This is a genomic window from Segatella copri, from assembly GCF_949820605.1.
In the GTDB taxonomy this organism is placed as follows: domain Bacteria; phylum Bacteroidota; class Bacteroidia; order Bacteroidales; family Bacteroidaceae; genus Prevotella.
Genome location: NZ_CATKVU010000007.1, coordinates 446,759 through 465,909, shown reverse-complemented (window position 1 = coordinate 465,909; position 19,151 = coordinate 446,759). Strand labels below are relative to the sequence as shown.

Annotated in this window: 16 protein-coding genes; 11 read left to right on the top strand and 5 right to left on the bottom strand. The window is 43.9% G+C overall.

The features are described 5' to 3' along the window. Positions 1 to 15: 15 nt before the first annotated feature. Positions 16 to 630 carry a Holliday junction branch migration protein RuvA gene (gene ruvA, locus RCO84_RS16495; RefSeq protein ID WP_144151116.1) on the bottom strand — a complete coding sequence of 205 codons (615 nt, stop codon included), beginning with the start codon at positions 628 to 630 and terminating at the stop codon, positions 16 to 18. Between the two features lie 460 nt (positions 631 to 1,090). Here ruvA and RCO84_RS16490 point away from each other — a divergent pair, with 460 nt between their 5' ends. Beyond that, a complete protein-coding gene (locus RCO84_RS16490; protein WP_317585777.1) occupies positions 1,091 to 1,990 on the top strand; it encodes a diaminopimelate dehydrogenase in 900 nt (299 codons plus the stop codon). A gap of 114 nt (positions 1,991 to 2,104) precedes the next feature. Here the strand turns inward: RCO84_RS16490 and RCO84_RS16485 are convergent, their stop codons facing one another. Further along, positions 2,105 to 2,440 (bottom strand): DUF4143 domain-containing protein, encoded by a 336-nt coding sequence (locus tag RCO84_RS16485; RefSeq protein WP_373690171.1) that lies wholly within the window; start codon positions 2,438 to 2,440, stop codon positions 2,105 to 2,107. 171 nt (positions 2,441 to 2,611) lie between these two features. Here RCO84_RS16485 and RCO84_RS16480 point away from each other — a divergent pair, with 171 nt between their 5' ends. Continuing rightward, positions 2,612 to 3,529: an IS982 family transposase gene (locus RCO84_RS16480; protein WP_118142112.1), complete on the top strand. Its 918-nt coding sequence runs from the start codon at positions 2,612 to 2,614 to the stop codon at positions 3,527 to 3,529. A gap of 101 nt (positions 3,530 to 3,630) precedes the next feature. On the opposite strand, the gene RCO84_RS16475 is transcribed toward RCO84_RS16480, so the two are convergent. The 3 genes from RCO84_RS16475 to RCO84_RS16465 all read right to left on the bottom strand — a co-directional run bounded on the left by RCO84_RS16475 (position 3,631) and on the right by RCO84_RS16465 (position 7,917). After that, complete coding sequence (locus RCO84_RS16475) at positions 3,631 to 4,623, bottom strand: ATP-binding protein (RefSeq protein ID WP_317585776.1); 993 nt, start codon at positions 4,621 to 4,623, stop codon at positions 3,631 to 3,633. Between the two features lie 478 nt (positions 4,624 to 5,101). Continuing rightward, positions 5,102 to 6,385, bottom strand: coding sequence for an L-cysteine desulfidase family protein (locus RCO84_RS16470; RefSeq protein ID WP_317585775.1), 1,284 nt, complete (start codon positions 6,383 to 6,385; stop codon positions 5,102 to 5,104). Positions 6,386 to 6,510: 125 nt separating this feature from the next. After that, positions 6,511 to 7,917 carry a C1 family peptidase gene (locus RCO84_RS16465; protein ID WP_317585773.1) on the bottom strand — a complete coding sequence of 469 codons (1,407 nt, stop codon included), beginning with the start codon at positions 7,915 to 7,917 and terminating at the stop codon, positions 6,511 to 6,513. A gap of 178 nt (positions 7,918 to 8,095) precedes the next feature. Here RCO84_RS16465 and dxs point away from each other — a divergent pair, with 178 nt between their 5' ends. From dxs to RCO84_RS16420, 9 genes are all read left to right on the top strand, one after another. Next, positions 8,096 to 9,988, top strand: a complete 1,893-nt coding sequence (gene dxs, locus RCO84_RS16460) for a 1-deoxy-D-xylulose-5-phosphate synthase (RefSeq protein WP_317585771.1) — start codon at positions 8,096 to 8,098, stop codon at positions 9,986 to 9,988. Further along, positions 9,985 to 11,328, top strand: a complete 1,344-nt coding sequence (gene trkA, locus RCO84_RS16455; protein WP_118154795.1) for a Trk system potassium transporter TrkA — start codon at positions 9,985 to 9,987, stop codon at positions 11,326 to 11,328. Before dxs ends, trkA begins: the two co-directional genes overlap by 4 nt. Before the next feature lie 30 nt (positions 11,329 to 11,358). Next, the gene (locus RCO84_RS16450; RefSeq protein WP_234563851.1) at positions 11,359 to 12,816 is read left to right on the top strand and encodes a TrkH family potassium uptake protein; all 1,458 of its coding nucleotides are present in this window, start codon (positions 11,359 to 11,361) and stop codon (positions 12,814 to 12,816) included. Positions 12,817 to 13,003: 187 nt separating this feature from the next. Continuing rightward, positions 13,004 to 13,966, top strand: coding sequence for a type I phosphomannose isomerase catalytic subunit (locus RCO84_RS16445; RefSeq protein WP_317585769.1), 963 nt, complete (start codon positions 13,004 to 13,006; stop codon positions 13,964 to 13,966). Between the two features lie 205 nt (positions 13,967 to 14,171). After that, positions 14,172 to 14,519 (top strand): toxin, encoded by a 348-nt coding sequence (locus RCO84_RS16440; RefSeq protein WP_153082102.1) that lies wholly within the window; start codon positions 14,172 to 14,174, stop codon positions 14,517 to 14,519. 8 nt (positions 14,520 to 14,527) lie between these two features. Then, positions 14,528 to 15,517: a type II toxin-antitoxin system antitoxin SocA domain-containing protein gene (locus RCO84_RS16435; RefSeq protein WP_287797670.1), complete on the top strand. Its 990-nt coding sequence runs from the start codon at positions 14,528 to 14,530 to the stop codon at positions 15,515 to 15,517. Between the two features lie 634 nt (positions 15,518 to 16,151). Then, a complete protein-coding gene (locus RCO84_RS16430) occupies positions 16,152 to 17,624 on the top strand; it encodes a hypothetical protein (RefSeq protein ID WP_317585767.1) in 1,473 nt (490 codons plus the stop codon). 17 nt (positions 17,625 to 17,641) lie between these two features. Continuing rightward, positions 17,642 to 18,496, top strand: a complete 855-nt coding sequence (locus RCO84_RS16425; RefSeq protein ID WP_317585765.1) for a YARHG domain-containing protein — start codon at positions 17,642 to 17,644, stop codon at positions 18,494 to 18,496. Positions 18,497 to 18,534: 38 nt separating this feature from the next. Continuing rightward, positions 18,535 to 19,146, top strand: a complete 612-nt coding sequence (locus RCO84_RS16420) for a hypothetical protein (RefSeq protein ID WP_287797662.1) — start codon at positions 18,535 to 18,537, stop codon at positions 19,144 to 19,146. Positions 19,147 to 19,151: the final 5 nt, after the last annotated feature.

The window sequence follows — 19,151 nt, the reverse complement described above, 5'->3', positions numbered from 1 at the left end:
CAAAAAACTCCTAACTTATTTGATTTGCTTCAATGCCAGTTTCACAACCTGTTCTACGGGGAGATCAGGCTGTGACTTGAGGATATCTACTACTACCTTGGCAGATGGTGCCGGCGAGAAGCCGAGCATGGTGAGGGCGCTTACCGCCTCATCCTTTACGTCATTGTTTACCATCACCACATTGCCTCCGCTGGCTGGCAGTTCGTCAGCGATGCCGAGGCTCACGATTTTATCTTTCAGGTCGATGATGATTCGCTGTGCTGTCTTCAGTCCAATACCCTTCACGGTTTTCAGCACCTTGTCGTTACCTGTAGAGATGATTTCACAGAGTTCGCGTGGCGAGAGTGAAGAGAGAATCATACGGGCTGTATTTCCGCCTACTCCTGAAACGGTGATGAGGAGGCGGTAGAGTTCACGTTCCTGTTTGGTAGCAAAGCCGAAAAGGGTGAAAGAGTCATCTCTTCCACCAGCCACCAGCACTTCGTGAACATAGAGTTTCACTTCCTGTTTACCCTGAATGGCAGTATATGTATTGAGCGATATATTGAGTCCGTAGCCCACTCCCGCTGTCTCAACAACAGCCAGCGCAGGTGTCAGTTCTGTCAGATCGCCATGAATATATTCTATCATTTTCTTTTTCTCCTAATTAAATTAATATATTAATAACGTGCGAAGGGCGGGATTATTGTAATAGAGTTCCATAAAATTACGTCCCGACGTAGCATGTCATACGTCCCGACGCAGAGCCAGAGACGTCGGGACGCAGCAAAAGCTACGTCAGGACGTAATTCAAAGCACATCGGGAGGTATCGGAAAGGGGAAGTATGATGTTTCGCAACAAAATAACGAAACTGTAAGGCTCTTGCAGCAGATACCTTACAAATCTCCGCTTATTCATACCTAAAAACTATGATTTTACTACTTTTTGCAACTTTTATAAGTTAAAATTCTATTAAAACGTCACGTATTTCAAGAAAAAGCTATACTTTTGCAACCGGAAATAGAATGAAGAGCGGAAAACATATCCGTTGGATGACTAAACCGCAACAAATAAAAGAAATTAAAACAACAAAATAAAAGAAATAAGACAATGAAGAAATTTAGAGCAGCCGTAGTAGGATACGGCAACATCGGTAAGTTTACTGTTGAGGCACTCGAAGCAGCTCCTGACTTTGAGATTGCAGGTATTGTACGTCGCCAGGGTGCCAAGGACAAACCAGCTGAGTTGGCAAACTATGAAGTAGTAGATGACATCACCAAGTTGAAGGATGTAGATGTTGCTATCCTCGCAACCCCTACCCGCTCTTGCCCTGAGTATGCAGAGAAAATCGTTGCTCTCGGTATCAACACCGTAGACAGCTTCGATATCCACACCAGCATCCTCGACTACCGTACTAAGCAGATGGAGAACTGCAAGAAGGCTGGCAAGGTAAGCGTTATCTCTGCTGGTTGGGACCCAGGTTCTGATTCTATCGTACGTGTTCTGATGGAGAGCCTTGCTCCTAAGGGTTTGACATATACCAACTTCGGTCCTGGTATGAGTATGGGGCACTCAGTTTGTGTTCGTGGCAAGAAGGGCGTAAAGGAAGCGCTCTCTGTAACCATCCCATTGGGTGAGGGTATCCACCGCCGTATGGTATACGTAGAGTTGGAAGAAGGTGCCAAGCTTGAGGATGTAACAGCCGAAATCAAGGCTGATCCATACTTCGCTCATGATGAGACCCACGTATTTGCCGTAGCATCTGTAGATGACGTAAAGGATATGGGTCATGGTGTGAACCTCGTTCGCAAGGGTGTATCTGGCAAGACCCAGAACCAGCGTTTCGAGTTCAACATGAGAATCAACAACCCAGCCCTCACCGCTCAGGTATTGGTTAACGTAGCTCGTGCTTCATTCCGTCTGCAGCCAGGTTGCTACACCATGCCAGAGATTCCTGTCATCGATATGTTGCCAGGAACCCGTGAGGAAATCGTTGCAACACTCGTATAATTGGGAGTGAAGAACGAAGAGTGAAGAGTGAAGAATTTACTTGCATCACTATAATAAAACGGCTCGCAAAAAGTTTCGAATTCTTGCGAGCCTTTTCTATTCAACTAAAACCACTTATAATAACCCTGTCATATACAATGGCAAATAAGTAATCCCCTCCTCAACTTTCAAATCAGCAGTATGCAAAACATACGGGGTTGCCAGATAGCAACCATATTTAGCGATGCACTTTTTGAGAGAAGTGAGCGTGTATCTATTAGTAGACTTCACTTCTATCGGTGAAATATTATGCTTTGACGTTATTGTATCTTTGGCTATCAGGAAATCCAGTTCCATCCTTTCCTGGGCATTCTCCTTACTATATTTGGAAAAGAAATACAGCTTATGCCCTGCCGAACGTAACATCTGAGCAACTATATTCTCAACTATCATTCCGCCATTGAACTCCAGCTTATCTACCAGAAGCTTGTTATATAAGTTTTCAGATACTATCGTATTTTCATTGAAAGCATACCTCAGTTCGGGATAAGAAATAGTGCCTAAAAAAGTTGGTAATCTCCGATATTTTTTGTATCTTTGTAGTTGAAATCCAATTAGTTACAAACATAAAAAGATATCATTATGGAGATTACCAAGGACAAAGTTACAGAATTATTTTGTATTATTGATGAATTTTACAAAGTTTTTGATGCTGAAAATGCAGGAAAATTGCTTTTGGGTGAAGATGGAGTAAAGCGCAGACGACGTAAAGCCTCTTTATCTGATAGTGAAATCATGACGATTTTGCTGTATTTCCATTTCGGCTCGTTCCGAAACTTCAAGCATTATTACCTATTTTTTATTAGAGGAACTTTGAAGTCATATTTTCCAAATGCGGTGTCTTATAACCGTTTTGTAGAACTTGAAAGTCGCGTATTCTTCCCTCTTATGTTCTTCCTGAATCTCCGTGCTTTTGGCAGATGTACAGGTATAACCTTTGTTGATTCAACCATGATACCAATATGCCACAATCTCAGGCGTTATGCCAACAAAGTGTTCAAAGGCATTGCCACAAACGGAAAGGGAACAATGGGATGGTGTCATGGGTTCAAGCTACATCTGGCTTGTAATGATAGAGGTGAGATAATTGCTTTTGTTCTCACTGGTGCAAACGTTAGCGACAAAGATCCAACGGTATTCGATGTGTTGGCTAAACGTCTGTATGGTAAGCTGTTTGCAGATAAAGGCTATATCTCGCAAAAACTTTTCGATTCGCTTTTTGAGGAAGGCATCCAGTTGGTAACAGGACTGAGAGTGAACATGAAGAACAAACTAATGCCGTTCTATGACAAGATGATGCTACGCAAAAGATACATCATTGAAACGATTAATGACCTGTTGAAAAATACGGCTCAGATAGTACATTCACGTCACAGGTCTGTTGCGAATTTCATCATAAATATTATTTCTGCATTAGGGGCATACTGTTTCTTTGACAACAAGCCCAAGGCACTTACTGGATACGTTATCGAAGATACGAAACAGCTTAGTCTTTTCTAACATTGCATATTTTACATGAGGATTTTGTCTCAGCAACCATCCAAGATATATAGATGGTTGCCAAGCCTCTGTGTCCCTTATATAAAAACATTATAAAGCATTTAGATAGAGCTCGTTATCCCGAACTGAGGTAAAGCATGACTGATGAGCAAGCCCGTATCAGCCATATAGCATTTCAATGTCGTATCATCGGTATTCATGCCAAGACCGATACTTGGCTCTGTCGTATTATAGGCCATATTGACTATCATGGCATCTGACAGCCAAAAGAAAGCCGTTTCATAATCTCGCATTCTCGCCCCTTCTGTGAGTGTCTTCAACAGAAATTTCTTTTCATGTTTTTGAAGTTGAGAAGGAATTGTATCAAAAATCTGAGTAACTTTAAATACATAGGTTGAAGCATACTTTTGAATATCGTTACGATATAAGGTAAGAATTTGGCGCTTCACTCGATCCACCTTATTGAAATCTCTGGTTTCTACAAATTTAGCTACAGCTTGTGGCATTCCTCCAACTATGAGATACTGTCTGAAATAGTCCATTGTCATGCGATGCATCATTTGTCCCATCTCATGCTTTTTCTTTAAGTTCATTCGTATAAGCGGCATCAGGGTTTCATTGTTCAATGCCCACAAGAACTCCTCAAAATCCATAGGATACATCAATATTTCTTCCTCCTCAGAAGGAATCATGATATCCTCTACGTTTTTTTTGATAGAAACAAGCGAACCAGTCTCTATATAATCGTAACGCCCATCTTCAACCAGATACTTGATAGCTGTACGAGCCCGAGGATACAATTGCACCTCATCAAAGATTATAACTGATTTTCTTGGATATAGAGGTGTATTAGTGAAACTGCTTAAATACATAAAGAATGTATCCAAGTCATCCAGATAGGTTTCGAACAAGGATTTTATGTTCTTTCCTATCTTATTGAAATCAAGTAAAATATAACTTTTATATTCTTTTCGGGCGAATTCCTTTACGATATAGCTCTTTCCTACACGACGGGCACCATTGATGAGAACAGCACTTTCTCCGTTCTGTTCTTCTTTCCATTTCTTGAGTTGATCATATACTTTTCTTCTCATAATTTACACCTATCCTAGATTAATAATATCAGATAAATACACCTATCCGCGATTAATATTCCCCATTTTTTACACCTATCCGCGATTATCAGATGGTACAAATATACACATATCCGCGATTATCTCCAAGAAAAAGCCATTTTTTAATATCTTTTAATTTTAGGAATAAGATGATAACGATACGCAAGATACATAATATTGGTATGGTATAAACATCATGCTTTAAGTCCATTGTAGCTTTGTTTTATCATCCATTGCAAGCATGTGAATTAGCCACAGGAACTGTATCTATCGGCATGAAGAAGTAGATCTATCTAATTGTCGGCAGCCGTCAGCAAGGTTGCTTGCATATGGCAGCAGCATTGTCGGCATATGCCAGCAAGGTTGCCGACAGCTGCCGGCAACCTTACGAAACAATATTTAAAAGGTAAATAATACAGGTTTCTAAGACTATTTAAATAACTTATCAAAAGCTATATTATTTATGTGTCATGATATCAAGCACCATATCATCAGTAGCTCTCATCGCATCGGCACCGATGCTCGTGAGGTTGTGGATGCACTTATCCACATCATCATCTACGATACCCTCGGCAGAGGTGACACACTTGCCTTCCATAGAAAGGAGGGCAGAAAGAAGAGCGGTGCTGACACCTGATGAAATCTTCAGGGCACAACTTGGTTTCGCTCCGTCACAAATCATACCGGTGAGATTGGCTATCATATTCTTGACAGAATTGCAGATGCGGGTATAATCGCCACCCATCAGATAGGTGATGCCGCAACTGCTGCCCGTACTGGCTACCACACAACCGCAAAGAGCTGAAAGTTTGCCTAAGCTCTGCTTGATATAGATAGCCGTCAAGTGACTGAGCATCAGGGCACGGATCATTTCCTCCTCGGTATTCTCGTTCTCCAGCGCATAAACCACCACAGGATTCGTTGCACAGATGCCCTGGTTGCCGCTGCCGCTGTTACTCATCACCGGAATCATGGCGCCACCCATACGGGCATCGCAGGCTGAAGCGGTGCGGGAGATGATATGCGAGAAAATATTATCGCCGAAGATACCATGACTCAACGGACGGTCCATCGTCTTGCCCAAACAGTGACCATAGTTGCCTTTGATACTCAACTCGGCAGCCTTCATATTATAGTCTCTGGTCTTGAGAATGAAAGAAATCTCATCGAGCGGAGCTGTTGTTGCAAACTCGTAAACCATCGGGAAATTGAGCTGGATGTCGTCATCAGCCTCATCGTCCACAGTACCGCCACGCTTATCGAGCACCACCTCACCATTACGCTCAACATACACAAAATGGGTATGAGAACCGGAGATAATTGCCGTAGCCTGGTCTTCACCGGCATGACAGATGATTTCGATATAGAGTTTATCCACATCACCCTGCTTCAGTTTGATGTTGATATCCGCATCCTTGATATATTGTTTGCCTTGCTCCAGACTGTCGGGAGTGAGGTCTTTCAACACTTCCAGCTGATAGTCAGGCTTTCCGATGAGCGCCCCCAGCGATACGGCGATAGGCAAGCCGATCATACCCGTACCAGGAATGCCGACACCCATAGCATTCTTGAGCATATTAGGACTCAGAAGAACTTCAATACGTTCAGGGCGCTTGCCCAATGTAGTAGCAGCCTTGGCTGTACATAGTGCCACAGCCATCGGTTCGGTACAGCCGATGGCAGGAACCACCTCTTTATTAACGAGCGCAATAATGCGCTCACGCTTACTTTTCTCTAACATAATCTATATAACTTTTATATAAATAACGTTCTTACCATTATTTCGGGTACAAAAATACAAAAAATAAACCGTATTCTTCTCTTTTCTCGAGAAAAATACGGTTTAAATCTATATTTCTTGATGAATTAGTCTTCCAACTGGAACAGAGGATCATCTGGAGTCAGCATGGTTGGCTTCTGGTCGAATTCCTTCAAGAGCTGCTCAGAAGCATACTTCTTGTCAACCACCAGGCGGAACATGTACTCGTTGAACCAATCGTTGGTCATGATGAAGCAACCGGCAAAACCATTGTCGGCACCCCAACTGTTCTCCACCTTCCACTTTACAGGCTTGCCATTGGCATCGAGATCTACAGCTGTCAGCGTCATGGCATGAGTAGAACCGCTATCGAAAGTAGCGATACGGTCAGCCTTGTTCATTGGGAATGAGGTATTGAAGAGGCTTCCATAGTCGAAGTTGTCGAGTGCCAGATAGCCGCGCTTTCTATCAAGTTGCTTGCCCACATCATAGCTTGAATACATCTTATGCCCGTCCTTCAGAGAGGCGATGGCGAGCTGGGCAATCTCCTCCATAGGCAGGTTCAGATACTTCCAGTTATGACCATCATAAGTATGACGGTCGTACTCTACCTCGTATGTCTTGTGGTAAGGACGGCGTGGATCGTTCATCACCATCAGGAAGGTACCGTTCAGGTCCTTGCCTACGGTTTCCTCATAGAAACTCTTAGGAGTATACTTCTTCGCCTCGCCAATCTGCTTGCCATCCTTGTCGCGGAAAGCATAGGTAAATTCCTTTACCGGTTCACCGAGAGTAAGACTCAGCATGTGATAAACCTGACCGAGCATCTCGTTCTTGCGAGCCTGGATAGCTGCCGACTTCTTACCCTGAGCCACCATCTTGCGGAGTTCCAGACCATACTCGCGGAGCTTGCTGCTTACGAGACGGCTCATCTTGGAAGTATTGTTGCTTGAGTAAGTCTCAGGCTGGGCACTCATAGGTACAAGACCATACTTGCTTGCCAAATCGGCAACACCACAGAAAGTACCACCATCATTGAGCGGATTCTTGAAGAAGAACTGCACCTGAGGATCCTCGATGCTCTTCTTGCCAAGGTCGATAACACCCTGAAGCATCAGGTTAGCCTTCTCCAGCTGGTCATAGAAGAAGAGATAATCCTGAGAATACTCCACCACTCTACCCTGCTTGTCGTTGATAGCAAAGTTGGAACGGAGCACATTGAAACCGCTGAACATCCAGCAGCGGCCCGAACTCTTCTGGTTGTGAATGCTCTGCGAAGGAGTCTCGATGCTGAAATGAGTATCCACCGGGACCTCGTTGGCATGATTCTTCACAAGGTCATCAATGCTGTTGTTGGCAATAGCATTGAAGAGTGCCTTGTTGGCTACACCTGCCTGCTGGTTTTTCTCCATCTGCTGGAGAGCAGACTGACTGATGCCGCCACCCTTGGTCTGCGCCATCAGAGACATGGAAGCCATCATCATGGCTCCCAAAAGTAATACATTTTTTCTCATCACGATAAAGGTATTTATTTGCTTATTGTTATATAACTAATTCCGGATTTCATTCCTTTTTCAGAATTTTCCTTTGCAAAAATACAAAGAATAATCGGAAAAAGCGAAAATATTGCCTCAAAAGTGCTTTATATAGGAAAAAAGCATTATCTTTGCACAAGATTTTCACGAAGAAAACATGGACAAGAACAAGTTTAGTCTATTAAATAGTATAAAATACCCGGAAGATTTGAGACGGCTGAGCATTGACCAGCTGCCACAAGTCTGCAAAGAGTTAAGAGAAGACATTATCGACGAGGTTGCCGTCAACCCCGGTCATTTTGCCTCCTCTCTTGGCGTGGTGGAAATAACCGTAGCCCTACATTATATCTACAACACCCCATACGACCGTATTGTATGGGATGTGGGACACCAGGCCTACGGACATAAGATATTAACAGGACGCCGCGACAACTTCTGCACCAACCGCAAGTTGCACGGCATCCGTCCATTCCCTACACCTTTAGAAAGCGAATATGATACCTTCGCCTGCGGACATGCGAGCAATTCCATCTCCGCAGCACTCGGTATGGCCGTTGCCGCACGCGAAAACGGAGATACCGACAGGCACGTGGTAGCCGTCATTGGCGATGGAGCCATGAGCGGCGGACTGGCTTTCGAGGGACTGAACAACGTATCAAGTACACCTAACGACATGCTCATCATCCTGAACGACAACGATATGAGCATCGACCGGGCTGTGGGCGGTATGGAGAAATATCTCCTGAACCTCGATACCAACGAGACCTACAACCGCCTCCGTTTCAAGGCATCGCAGTGGCTGCACTCCAAAGGCTATCTCAACGAAGACCGCAAGAAGGGCATCCTGCGCCTGAACAATGCACTGAAGTCGGCACTGAGTCATCAGCAGAACATCTTCGAGGGTATGAATATCCGCTACTTCGGACCTTTCGATGGTCATGACGTGAAGGAAGTGGCGAGAGTGCTCAAACAGCTTAAGAACATGAAGGGTCCTAAGCTGCTGCATCTGCATACCACCAAGGGAAAGGGTTACGAACCAGCCGAGAAGAGTGCTACCATCTGGCACGCGCCAGGCAAATTCGATCCGGAAACGGGTGAGAGAATCATTGCCGATACCAGCAACCAGCCTCCTAAATATCAGGATGTTTTCGGTGAGACGCTGCTGGAACTGGCTCAGAAGAACCCGAAGATTGTAGGTGTGACGCCAGCCATGCCTACAGGATGCTCCATGAACATCATGATGAAGGCGATGCCAAACCGTACCTTCGATGTAGGTATCGCCGAGGGGCATGCCGTCACCTTCTCTGGAGGTATGGCGAAAGACGGACTCATCCCATTCTGCAATATCTACAGTTCGTTTGCACAGCGTGCCTACGATAACATCATCCACGACATGGCACTGCTCAACCTGCCGGTTATCATGTGTCTGGACCGTGCCGGACTGGTAGGTGAAGACGGACCAACCCATCATGGTGCCTTCGACATGGCGGCTCTCCGTCCGATTCCGCATCTCACCATCGCATCTCCGATGAACGAACATGAGTTGCGCAACCTGATGTATTCAGCCCAGTTGCCAGGTCATGGCAGCTATGTTATCCGTTATCCGAGAGGCAAGGGTGTGCTCGTAGACTGGCGCAACCCGATGGAGGAAATCAAGACCGGTACCGGCAGAAAGCAGAAAGACGGCACCGATGTGGCCGTTCTCACCATCGGTCCTATCGGAAACGATGCCGCTCAAGCTATCGCTGAGGTAGAAGCCGAAACCGGAATGAGCATCGCCCACTACGATATGCGATTCCTCAAGCCACTCGATGAAGACATTCTGAAAGAGGTGGGCGAAAAGTTCAGCCGCATCATCACCATCGAAGACGGCGTTCGTATGGGCGGTATGGGCTCAGCCGTACTGGAATGGATGAACGACCATGACTATCAGCCAAAGATGACCCGAATGGGATTGCCAGATGAGTTTGTGGAACACGGAACCGTGGCACAGCTCAGGGAAATCGTGCATCTCGATAAAGAATCAATCAAAGAAGCAATTAAGAAATGAAAATAATCATAGCTGGCGCATATGCCATAGGTACTCACCTGGCGAGACTCCTGTCACGCAGCAATGAAGAGATTACGCTCATCGATGAAAGCGAAGAGCGCCTGGCAAGCATTGGCTCCGACTGCGACCTGCTCACCATGCTGGGCAAGCCTACCAGTCTTCACATCTTACGCGATGCGGGGGTTGCAGATGCCGACCTCTTCATTGCCGTTACTCCGGTAGAAAGTACCAACATCACAGCTAGCATCCTTGCCAAGAACCTGGGTGCCAAAAGAACGGTGGCCCGTGTGGATAATCCGGAATATATGGATCAGCAGGCTCAGGAATTCTTCAAAGAATTAGGTATCAGCAAACTGATTTATCCGGAGATGCTCGCAGCCGTAGATATCAATAACGGACTGAAAATGAGTTGGGTACGCCAACGCTGGGATGTACACGACGGCGCACTCGTCATGCTCGGCATCAAACTGCGCGAAGGATGCGAGATACTGAACGAACCGCTCAAGAACATCAGCGGTCCTAACGACCCATACCACGTGGTAGCCATCAAGCGAGGCAGCGATACCATCATCCCTGGCGGTAACGACGAGCTGAAACTCTACGACCTCGCCTACTTCATGACCACCCGCAACTATATCCCATATATCCGCAAGATTGTAGGCAAGGAGCACTATGTGGATGTGAAGAACGTGATGATTATGGGTGGCGGACGCACAGCCGTAAGAGCCGTGAAGAAGATGCCGGAATATATGGAATGCAAGATTATCGAGATGAGCGAGGAGCGCTGCGAATATCTCAACGATATTCTCGATGAGAACAAGACGCTCATCATTCATGGTGACGGACGCGACATTCCGCTACTCGTAGAAGAAGGTATCCGCAGTACCCAGGCCTTCGTGGCACTGACCGGTAACGCCGAAACCAATATTCTGGCCTGTCTTACCGCCAAGAGAATGGGTGTGCGCAAGACGGTGGCTGCCGTAGAAAACGTAGACTACGTGAGCATGGCAGAGAGTCTGGATATCGGTACCATCATCAACAAGAAGATGATTGCCGCCAGCTACATCTACCAGATGATGCTTGATGCTGACGTGATGAACGTGAGATTCCTGATGAGCGCTAACGCCGATGTGGCTGAGTTTATAGCCAAAGAAGGTTCGAAGGTAACCCAAAAACCGGTGAAGGAACTCGGCATGCCTATCGGTGTAACCATCGGTGGACTGGTTCGCGGTGAAGAAGGAATGCTCGTTTCGGGTAATACACAGATAGAACCGGGCGACTCGGTGATGGTTTTCTGCCACAACATCAACATGAAGAAAATTGAGAAATACTTCATCTAAGCGTGAAGGAGATAGAGAAATACTTCATATATGATAAACAGAAAATTAATATATAAGATTTTAGGGCAACTGCTTTTCATAGAAGCATTCCTGCTCTTCGTCAGTCTGCTGGTAGCTTTCTATTACCAGCAGGACGACATCTTTGCCTTCATTGTGGCAACACTTACCACTATCGGAGGCGGACTGGTGCTGAAATGGCGAGGACACGGAGCAGATAACTCAATGTCGCGCCGTGATGCCTATCTCGTGGTAACGCTCTCATGGATTGTATTCAGTTTCTTCGGAACCCTCCCCTTCATGGTGAGTGGATACATCAACAACTTTACCGATGCCTACTTTGAAACCATGTCGGGATTTACGACAACGGGAGCCACGATATTAGACGATGTAGAATGTTTTCCCCACGGACTGCTTTTCTGGCGTTCGCTCACCCAATGGATAGGCGGTCTGGGAATCGTGTTCTTCACCATCGCCCTGCTGCCATCGCTTGTAGGAGGACAGACCAAGGTGTTTGCTGCCGAGGCAACAGGACCTATCAAAACGAAATTGCATCCCCGGCTTTCCACTTCGGCCAAATGGATATGGAGTATCTATCTGATGCTCACCATCGCCTGCATCGCCTCCTACTATGTGGCAGGAATGAATCTCTTCGACAGTTTCAACTATGCGATGAGCACGACGGCAACGGGTGGTTTCGCTACCCACAACAGCAGTACCGAGTTCTTCCATTCACCAGCGCTGGAATACATCTGTACGTTCTTCTGTTTCCTGTCGGGTGTGAACTTCACCCTGCTCTATGCAGCCGTCATCAAGTTTAAAATCAAGGATCTGTTCAAGAACTCAGAGTTTAAGTTCTATGCATTCATGGTTGCTGCATTCAGCGCCTTCATCATGGTAGAGCTGATGGTGATGCGCAACTACGATGTGGAGCATGCCTTCAGAAGTGCTATCTTCCAGGTGGTTTCTTTCATCACCACCACCGGTCTGTTTAACGACGATGCTGCTGTGTGGCCTCATGTTACCTGGGTGGTATTGGCAGCCTGCATGTTCTTCGGAGCCTGCTCGGGCAGTACGAGTGGAGGTTTGAAATGTATCCGTGGCGTGATGCTGGTAAGAATGGTGAAGAATGAATTCCGCCAGATTCTGCATCCTAACGCCGTGCTGCCATTGAAGATTGATGGTGTGAACGTACCGATGCAGAAGCGTGTTACGCTGCTTGCCTTCCTCACCACTTATCTCATCATCTGTCTGGTGATATCGTTCACGATGATAGCCATGGGCATCGACAATACAAATGCCATCACCATCACCCTGAGTTGTGTGGGTAATGTGGGACCTACGCTGGGTACGGAAATCGGACCAACCATGTCGTGGAGCGAACTGCCGGATGTGGCAAAATGGTTCTGCTCGCTGATGATGCTCATCGGTCGTCTGGAAATATTCAGTGTGCTGGTTATCTTTACACCAGCATTCTGGAGAGAGAACTAACATACCCAGAGGGGGAGTTAGAAAATAAAAGAGAAGTTGATATTTGAAGTAAGAAATACGCTTACTAGACTAAGTATATTTCGCACAAAAAGCGTTATATATAATAAGGTATAGGTTCAGCAAGAGCCTTACCGGAGAGTAAGAAACCGTACTGAAGAGTACATTTATAAACTAAATATAGGTAATAATGAAACCATTAAAATTTCAACCGCTATTAAAATCCACCATCTGGGGTGGCAGTAAGATTATCACTTTCAAGCATCTCGACGTAAAGCAAGAGAATGTGGGAGAAAGCTGGGAAATCTCTGGAGTACCAGGAAATGAAAGCATCGTAGCCGATGGCGAGATGCAGGGCAAGAATCTCAACGAGGTTGTTGCAGAACGGAAGGGAAGCTTCCTCGGAGAAGAGAACTACAAGCGTTTCGGCAATGAGTTTCCACTGCTCATCAAGTTTATCGATGCCAACCGCGACCTCTCTATCCAGGTGCATCCTAATGATGAAATTGCCAAGAAGCAAGGTAAGGAACGCGGCAAGACCGAGATGTGGTATGCGCTGCCATGCGAGCCGGATGCCAAACTCTACAACGGCTTGAAGATGCAGATTACTCCTGAGCAGTACAAGGAGATGGTAGAGAACGATACCATCACCGATGCCCTGGCTCAGTATAACATGAAGGAGGACGACTGCTTCTTTATCCCAGCCGGCAGAATTCACGCCATCGGAACAGGCTGTTTCGTTGTCGAGATTCAGCAGACCAGCGATGTTACCTATCGCATCTACGACTTCAAACGCAAGGACAAGGATGGCAACTATCGTCAGCTCCACACCAAGGAGGCTGCTGAGTGCATCGACTACACCGTATTGCCAGACTATCGCCAGCACTACACTCCTGCCAAGAATCAGGGTGTAAGCATGGTGCAGTGTCCTTACTTCACCACAGCCGTTTATGATCTCGATGAGCCAATGACGCTGGATTATTCAGAATTGGACAGCTTCGTGATTCTGATTGGCTTGAAGGGTGAGTCTAAGATTACCGACAACGAGGGTAACGAGATTACGCTCCAGGGCGGCGAAAGCATCGTTGTTCCTGCCAGCACCAAGACATTGAAGATAGAAGGAACCTTGAAGTTCCTGGAGACATACGTATAAATTTAAAGGTAAAAAAGTAAAAAGGTAAAAAGAGCCTGGCGGGATGTCATCTGCCTGCTTTCTTTTTACTTTTTTACCCTTTTTACTTTTTCCATTCAATATCCCAAAACAAATAATTTCAACTAAAAAGTTGAAAATAGCGAAAAATAATTTGTATTTTTCAACTAATTAATGTATATTTGCAGCACAAAATAAATATCAAACAATGAATAAAGAAGATGAAGTCTCGCTATTTCTAAAGCGTTTCAAGGACAAAGCTAAAATATTTGGCATAGTCTTCCGTGACGATAGAGGAAAAAATACTCAAGCCCTATTGGACTTGGAAATTACAGCCCTCAAACGTCTCGAAATCATCAAGAACCTAGAAGTTGATGATTTCGTAGAAGGTCCCTTAGAAGACACGCTTAACAAAGTGGCAGATTTATGGGTGTTTGGAAAGAAAGTAAAATCGCAGGATGTCTATATCAAAATTTCGATGGGCATCGCTAACAATAGCGCCGTGTGCATCTCTTTCCATGTCGCAGAGTATAAACTGGTTTATCAATTCAAATAAAAGAAGAAATGATGAAAAGTCCATTTACAGGAGGAAATGTAGTACTGCATTCGGAGAAACGAACAGCAGTTTTCAGAAAAGAAAAGTTCGAATACACTTTTCTTAGCTATCAGTGCGTAGATACACGCGAACTGTTTACAACAACAGAATTGGATACCGCCAATACAATGCAGATATATAATCAATATCGTACTAAGTATGGAATTCCATTCCCTGACGAGATACGCAGTATACGCAGAAAATATGGTCTGTCGGCCACCAAGATGTCAGTGATATTGGGGTTCGGTGAAAACCAATATCGACTGTACGAGAATGGTGATATGCCAAGTCTTACAAACGGAAGGATACTGAAGACCATACAAGTACCTGCAGTGTTTGCCACATTTGTTGAAGCTGCCAAAAACTTACTGAATACAGAGGAATACGACAAGATTATGTTGTGTATCGAGGAATTAGAATATGAATCAAACACCTCGAAACTTATCAAACAATTGATTTTTACTACCGATGGAAGAAATCAATGGAATGGCTATGCCCTGCCTTCAATAAGCAAATTAAAAAACACGATGCTGTACTTCATAGAGAAATTTAACGGAGTCTTCGTTACACAAATGAACAAACTTCTCTTCTATGCCGACTTTCTTGCCTACAGGAGCAGAGGATTAGGATTGACAGGCTTAGTATTTAAGGCAGTACCTTACGGACCAGTCCCAGAGCGATGGGACCGGGTGTATAGTCTCGTGGATGATATAGAGCAAATGCCTATCGAAAGCAAGAATGGAAACAGTGGAACAAAACTTGTGTCAGCATTGGAATTTGACGAAGCAAGTCTCAGTGAAGAAGAACTAAGTTGTCTCGCTAAGGTCTATGAAACATTCAAGAATGAAACGCCAAACACAATCTCGGAAATCAGCCATCATGAAGCAGCATGGCTCGACAACATAGGCAGTCATGGACGAATAGACTACGACTATGCCTTCTCGCTGAAGGCACTGTAAAAACGAGAACTCGAAAACCGGTTTCATTGAGTTGGAACCGGTTTTCGAGTGACTCACATTTAGCCCAAACACAAATTATAAAACAAATTCACCTTATATAATAATGCATGCGAGATAAAAAGTACATCTACATGCATAGAAGTTTGTATTTTACCTTCATTTTCAAAAATTCTCCGTATTTTTTTTGGTTATTTCGGTAACTTTTATTATTTTTGCAGTACTGTTTCGTACTTACTGTATGATATGACAGCAAACAGCCCTATACAGAAGTCGCTTAAAAGAGTGACACTTTGTTAAGGGCAAACATAAAAAAGCGTTATTGCGCTTGGTTTTTGACCTTTGGAACTTAGGACACTCCAAATCTCACGTCAAAGAACCATGCAACGATGATGCCTATGGGTATGTATATATGTACCTTCCATTAGACAGCTCCCAAAGAGCTGTCTATATGGGAGTATACCTACACATATCGGCGTGGGGTCTCGTTGCTTGTTCTGACGTGAAAGGCAAGTCCTAAGGCCTCAAAGGTGGAGCGAGCAACAGTAGGCTTCACGCTTTTTCGTGCATATTGGCACATAACCTAATTATAACCGTCTGAATTGGAGCCATAGGACACAAATTATAGGATAAAACTATGTGCTCAGAGGAACTGAAAGAACTAGTCTATCTTGCTATCGAGCCAAATGAGTTTGACAACCACAAAAGGCATGTTATCTATAAGCGAGCTAAGAAAGAAGGGGCATCCAAGGAAGAGGTTGACAGCTTAATCTTTACCGCCCTTGCCAAGAAACGTCATACCATTCAAACCACAACGGATAAGGAATTTCACAAGTCGTTTTTCCTTAAACGTGTATATGTTAATGGTTCAAGGTTTTGGGTGCAGGAAATCTATTGCGATGGCAAAAGTATTAAGGCAAGAAGAAAACATCGTTATTTTTTATGGGGAGAACCAAAAGAACGCAGTTTACCATTAGATGACATGATTTATTTTGATGTCTTTAGCAAAATAGGAATTCGCAAAAGAACTGAGTTTGGTGCTTATGACAACCAATGGAATGTTCGACTCAAAAAAGACTTCGCTATTTACGTCAGAGACGTTTGTATCAACAACTTTGCTCGTTTTTCCTGGCCAGACTCTCGTTTCATAAAAAGTCAAATCACCAAGCAACATAAACTTACCCAGCCTTTCTTGTGGGTAAACAACGACTATATCACACTCAGCCACAACTGTTTCGGAGGAACGGAATGGAGAACGTGTGTTCCTGTTAGAGAAGTAGCCTTCTTCTGTAAAGACATAAATACAAGAAACACCAACATCTATTTTGGCTATCATGACCAGATAGAAATTGATGCCATCAAACATCAAGAAGCCGAAGTTTTAGAGGAACACTGCAAGAACCATAAAGCGAAGATTGGAGCAGAAAAGCTACATGAATTTAAGCCTGCATTTTCCCTTTCCAAATATGTGATTCCTTCAAACTGGTTCAAAAAAGAGCGCATCGCTCTTACGGAAGAAGCTATCATCTATTATTGCAAATCGCTTCTCAAAACAGAATGCACTTATCTTCCTTACGATGATGTGAGAGTAGCCGATTTCGATTGGGGATTCTTTGGAAAGACCATTAATCTTTTTGGCATACAAAATATCATGACACACTTCAAATATTCCAAGTCAGATTGCATCAGTATCATCAAGGATGAGCTAAACAAACATGGAATCTTAGGAAGACTAGCACAAAAGAGAAAGACTTGGCCTTGGTTCAAGTGTTTCGGTGCAGATGTCGTGGTGATGACCAACGATGGTCTGTGCCTTTCAGCACATGAGTACAAGAACGGGGGAGAATACGCTTCACGAAAGAACTACTATTTCCCATATAAGAACATCTATCATTATGAGAAGTTTTGGTGGTGGTTGTTATGGCGTACCTATTATATATATGCCAAAGAAGACAATATTCGCAAAGACCAAAAAGCCACAACATTACAGTTCAAACTCAGAAAAATGATATTCTGGTGTGGGGTATACAACCGGCTCGAAAATTCCAATGCCGTTCAAAACAAGAAGTACTACCACGAGGAATGCAAAGATGACAACAAAAAATATTAATTTCAAAATCTAAAAGAATGTACTCAAAAGAATTTGAATCAAAGATAAAGCGATATGTCGGAAATGGAAACATTTCACCACAACAGCGCAAAGAACTTCATGAAGAGGCTGAAAAATATAAAATCGATGACGAAGAATTGGATATTGTCATCGACGGATATATCTATCTGGCACAACACCAGATGTTGAATAACGCCACGGCATATCGTGTAGACAGCCAGAAGCAGAAAATTGATAAACCAAGTGTTGAATATCCAACAGACGATGGTTTCAATTTCAAAGACTTCATACAACTGATAGTCCATAACAAATGGGCACGTCTATTGGCTATTGCCGTTTTGATTGTTGTCTTTTCCCCTGTTATAGCAGTTCTCTTACTGGGGGTTGTCTCCTTGTTCCAACCTTCGTCAGAAACAGAAAAATCTACAACAAGAACAGATAGTACGGAAATCGTAGTTAATACTCCAGACGAGGCAAACAAGAACACAACGGATTCTAACGAACAAGCAGACAGTTCCATGGCAGAGAAATCGACTAATAATAATGATGACAACTCAGAAAACGACATCAGCGAGGCAGACGATAGTAACGAGAACGATGACTACGATACAGGTCGACTGAAATTTGTTGCCAAAGAAGCATCTGCAAGAGAACTTGTTCATCAAGATATAGTAGGCATGTCCAAGAACGACCTACGTATTCTTCGCAACTGGTTATATGCAAAACATGGCTACATATTCAAAAGTGCAGATCTCCGGAACTACTTTAACAATATGAGTTGGTACGCCCCAAAATATACAGACGTCACATCACGTTTGTCAAAAGTTGAACGAAGGAACGTGCAATTTATCAAATGTTACGAAGAAGAATAGACCAAGATTAATTCTTATAAACTATAAAAGAAAAAAATATGAAACAAAAGAAAAAATGTTTATTCGTGTCATCACTGGCATTAAGTTTAATATTTATGCCACAAGTTACCTCTCTGGCGATTGCAGAAGAAATCTACACTTCTGAATCTACAACAAAATTGACAAAAGAAAGTACTGCCAACGCACAACAAAAAAAAGGGGTAAAGAAACAGGTTACAAAGAAGTCTATTGGAAAAAAGCAAGCAACAAGAAAAATTGCTACCAGGCAGGTTACCAACAAGAAATTGGATGGTGAAATCAATGTGAATGGTAGAGTCTTCACCGTGAACGCTTTCGACAATATGATAATGGTATATGAGAATGACGAGAGCAAAAGTCCTTCATCCAAAAATTTTGAAGGCAAAATCGAGGACATCAGATGCCAAAACCACTACGTGTATATTATCTCCAACGTTACAGAACCGGATGAACAACGATTCACTTTCTACAATGTGTATAAGTATGATCTATTGACTGAAAATTCTGTGGCTTTGATAGAATATGCCAACGATGTCAAGTTTGATGACACGAAACAGGTCATCCATACATCTACCATTACCAGCATGGGACTGAATGGTGCGACATACGACAAGAAAGACTTCAACATGTAAAATAA

Excerpts from the sequence above, each read along its gene's own strand:
- ruvA (WP_144151116.1), bottom strand. The coding sequence starts at position 630 with ATGATAGAATATATTCATGGCGATCTGACAGAACTGACACCTGCGCTG.
- trkA (WP_118154795.1), top strand. The coding sequence starts at position 9,985 with ATGAAAATAATCATAGCTGGCGCATATGCCATAGGTACTCACCTGGCG.
- RCO84_RS16450 (WP_234563851.1), top strand. The coding sequence starts at position 11,359 with ATGATAAACAGAAAATTAATATATAAGATTTTAGGGCAACTGCTTTTC.
- RCO84_RS16480 (WP_118142112.1), top strand. The coding sequence starts at position 2,612 with ATGGAGATTACCAAGGACAAAGTTACAGAATTATTTTGTATTATTGAT.
- RCO84_RS16445 (WP_317585769.1), top strand. The coding sequence starts at position 13,004 with ATGAAACCATTAAAATTTCAACCGCTATTAAAATCCACCATCTGGGGT.
- RCO84_RS16465 (WP_317585773.1), bottom strand. The coding sequence starts at position 7,917 with ATGAGAAAAAATGTATTACTTTTGGGAGCCATGATGATGGCTTCCATG.
- RCO84_RS16420 (WP_287797662.1), top strand. The coding sequence starts at position 18,535 with ATGAAACAAAAGAAAAAATGTTTATTCGTGTCATCACTGGCATTAAGT.
- RCO84_RS16475 (WP_317585776.1), bottom strand. The coding sequence starts at position 4,623 with ATGAGAAGAAAAGTATATGATCAACTCAAGAAATGGAAAGAAGAACAG.
- RCO84_RS16440 (WP_153082102.1), top strand. The coding sequence starts at position 14,172 with ATGAATAAAGAAGATGAAGTCTCGCTATTTCTAAAGCGTTTCAAGGAC.
- RCO84_RS16470 (WP_317585775.1), bottom strand. The coding sequence starts at position 6,385 with ATGTTAGAGAAAAGTAAGCGTGAGCGCATTATTGCGCTCGTTAATAAA.
- RCO84_RS16425 (WP_317585765.1), top strand. The coding sequence starts at position 17,642 with ATGTACTCAAAAGAATTTGAATCAAAGATAAAGCGATATGTCGGAAAT.
- RCO84_RS16490 (WP_317585777.1), top strand. The coding sequence starts at position 1,091 with ATGAAGAAATTTAGAGCAGCCGTAGTAGGATACGGCAACATCGGTAAG.
- RCO84_RS16435 (WP_287797670.1), top strand. The coding sequence starts at position 14,528 with ATGATGAAAAGTCCATTTACAGGAGGAAATGTAGTACTGCATTCGGAG.
- dxs (WP_317585771.1), top strand. The coding sequence starts at position 8,096 with ATGGACAAGAACAAGTTTAGTCTATTAAATAGTATAAAATACCCGGAA.
- RCO84_RS16430 (WP_317585767.1), top strand. The coding sequence starts at position 16,152 with ATGTGCTCAGAGGAACTGAAAGAACTAGTCTATCTTGCTATCGAGCCA.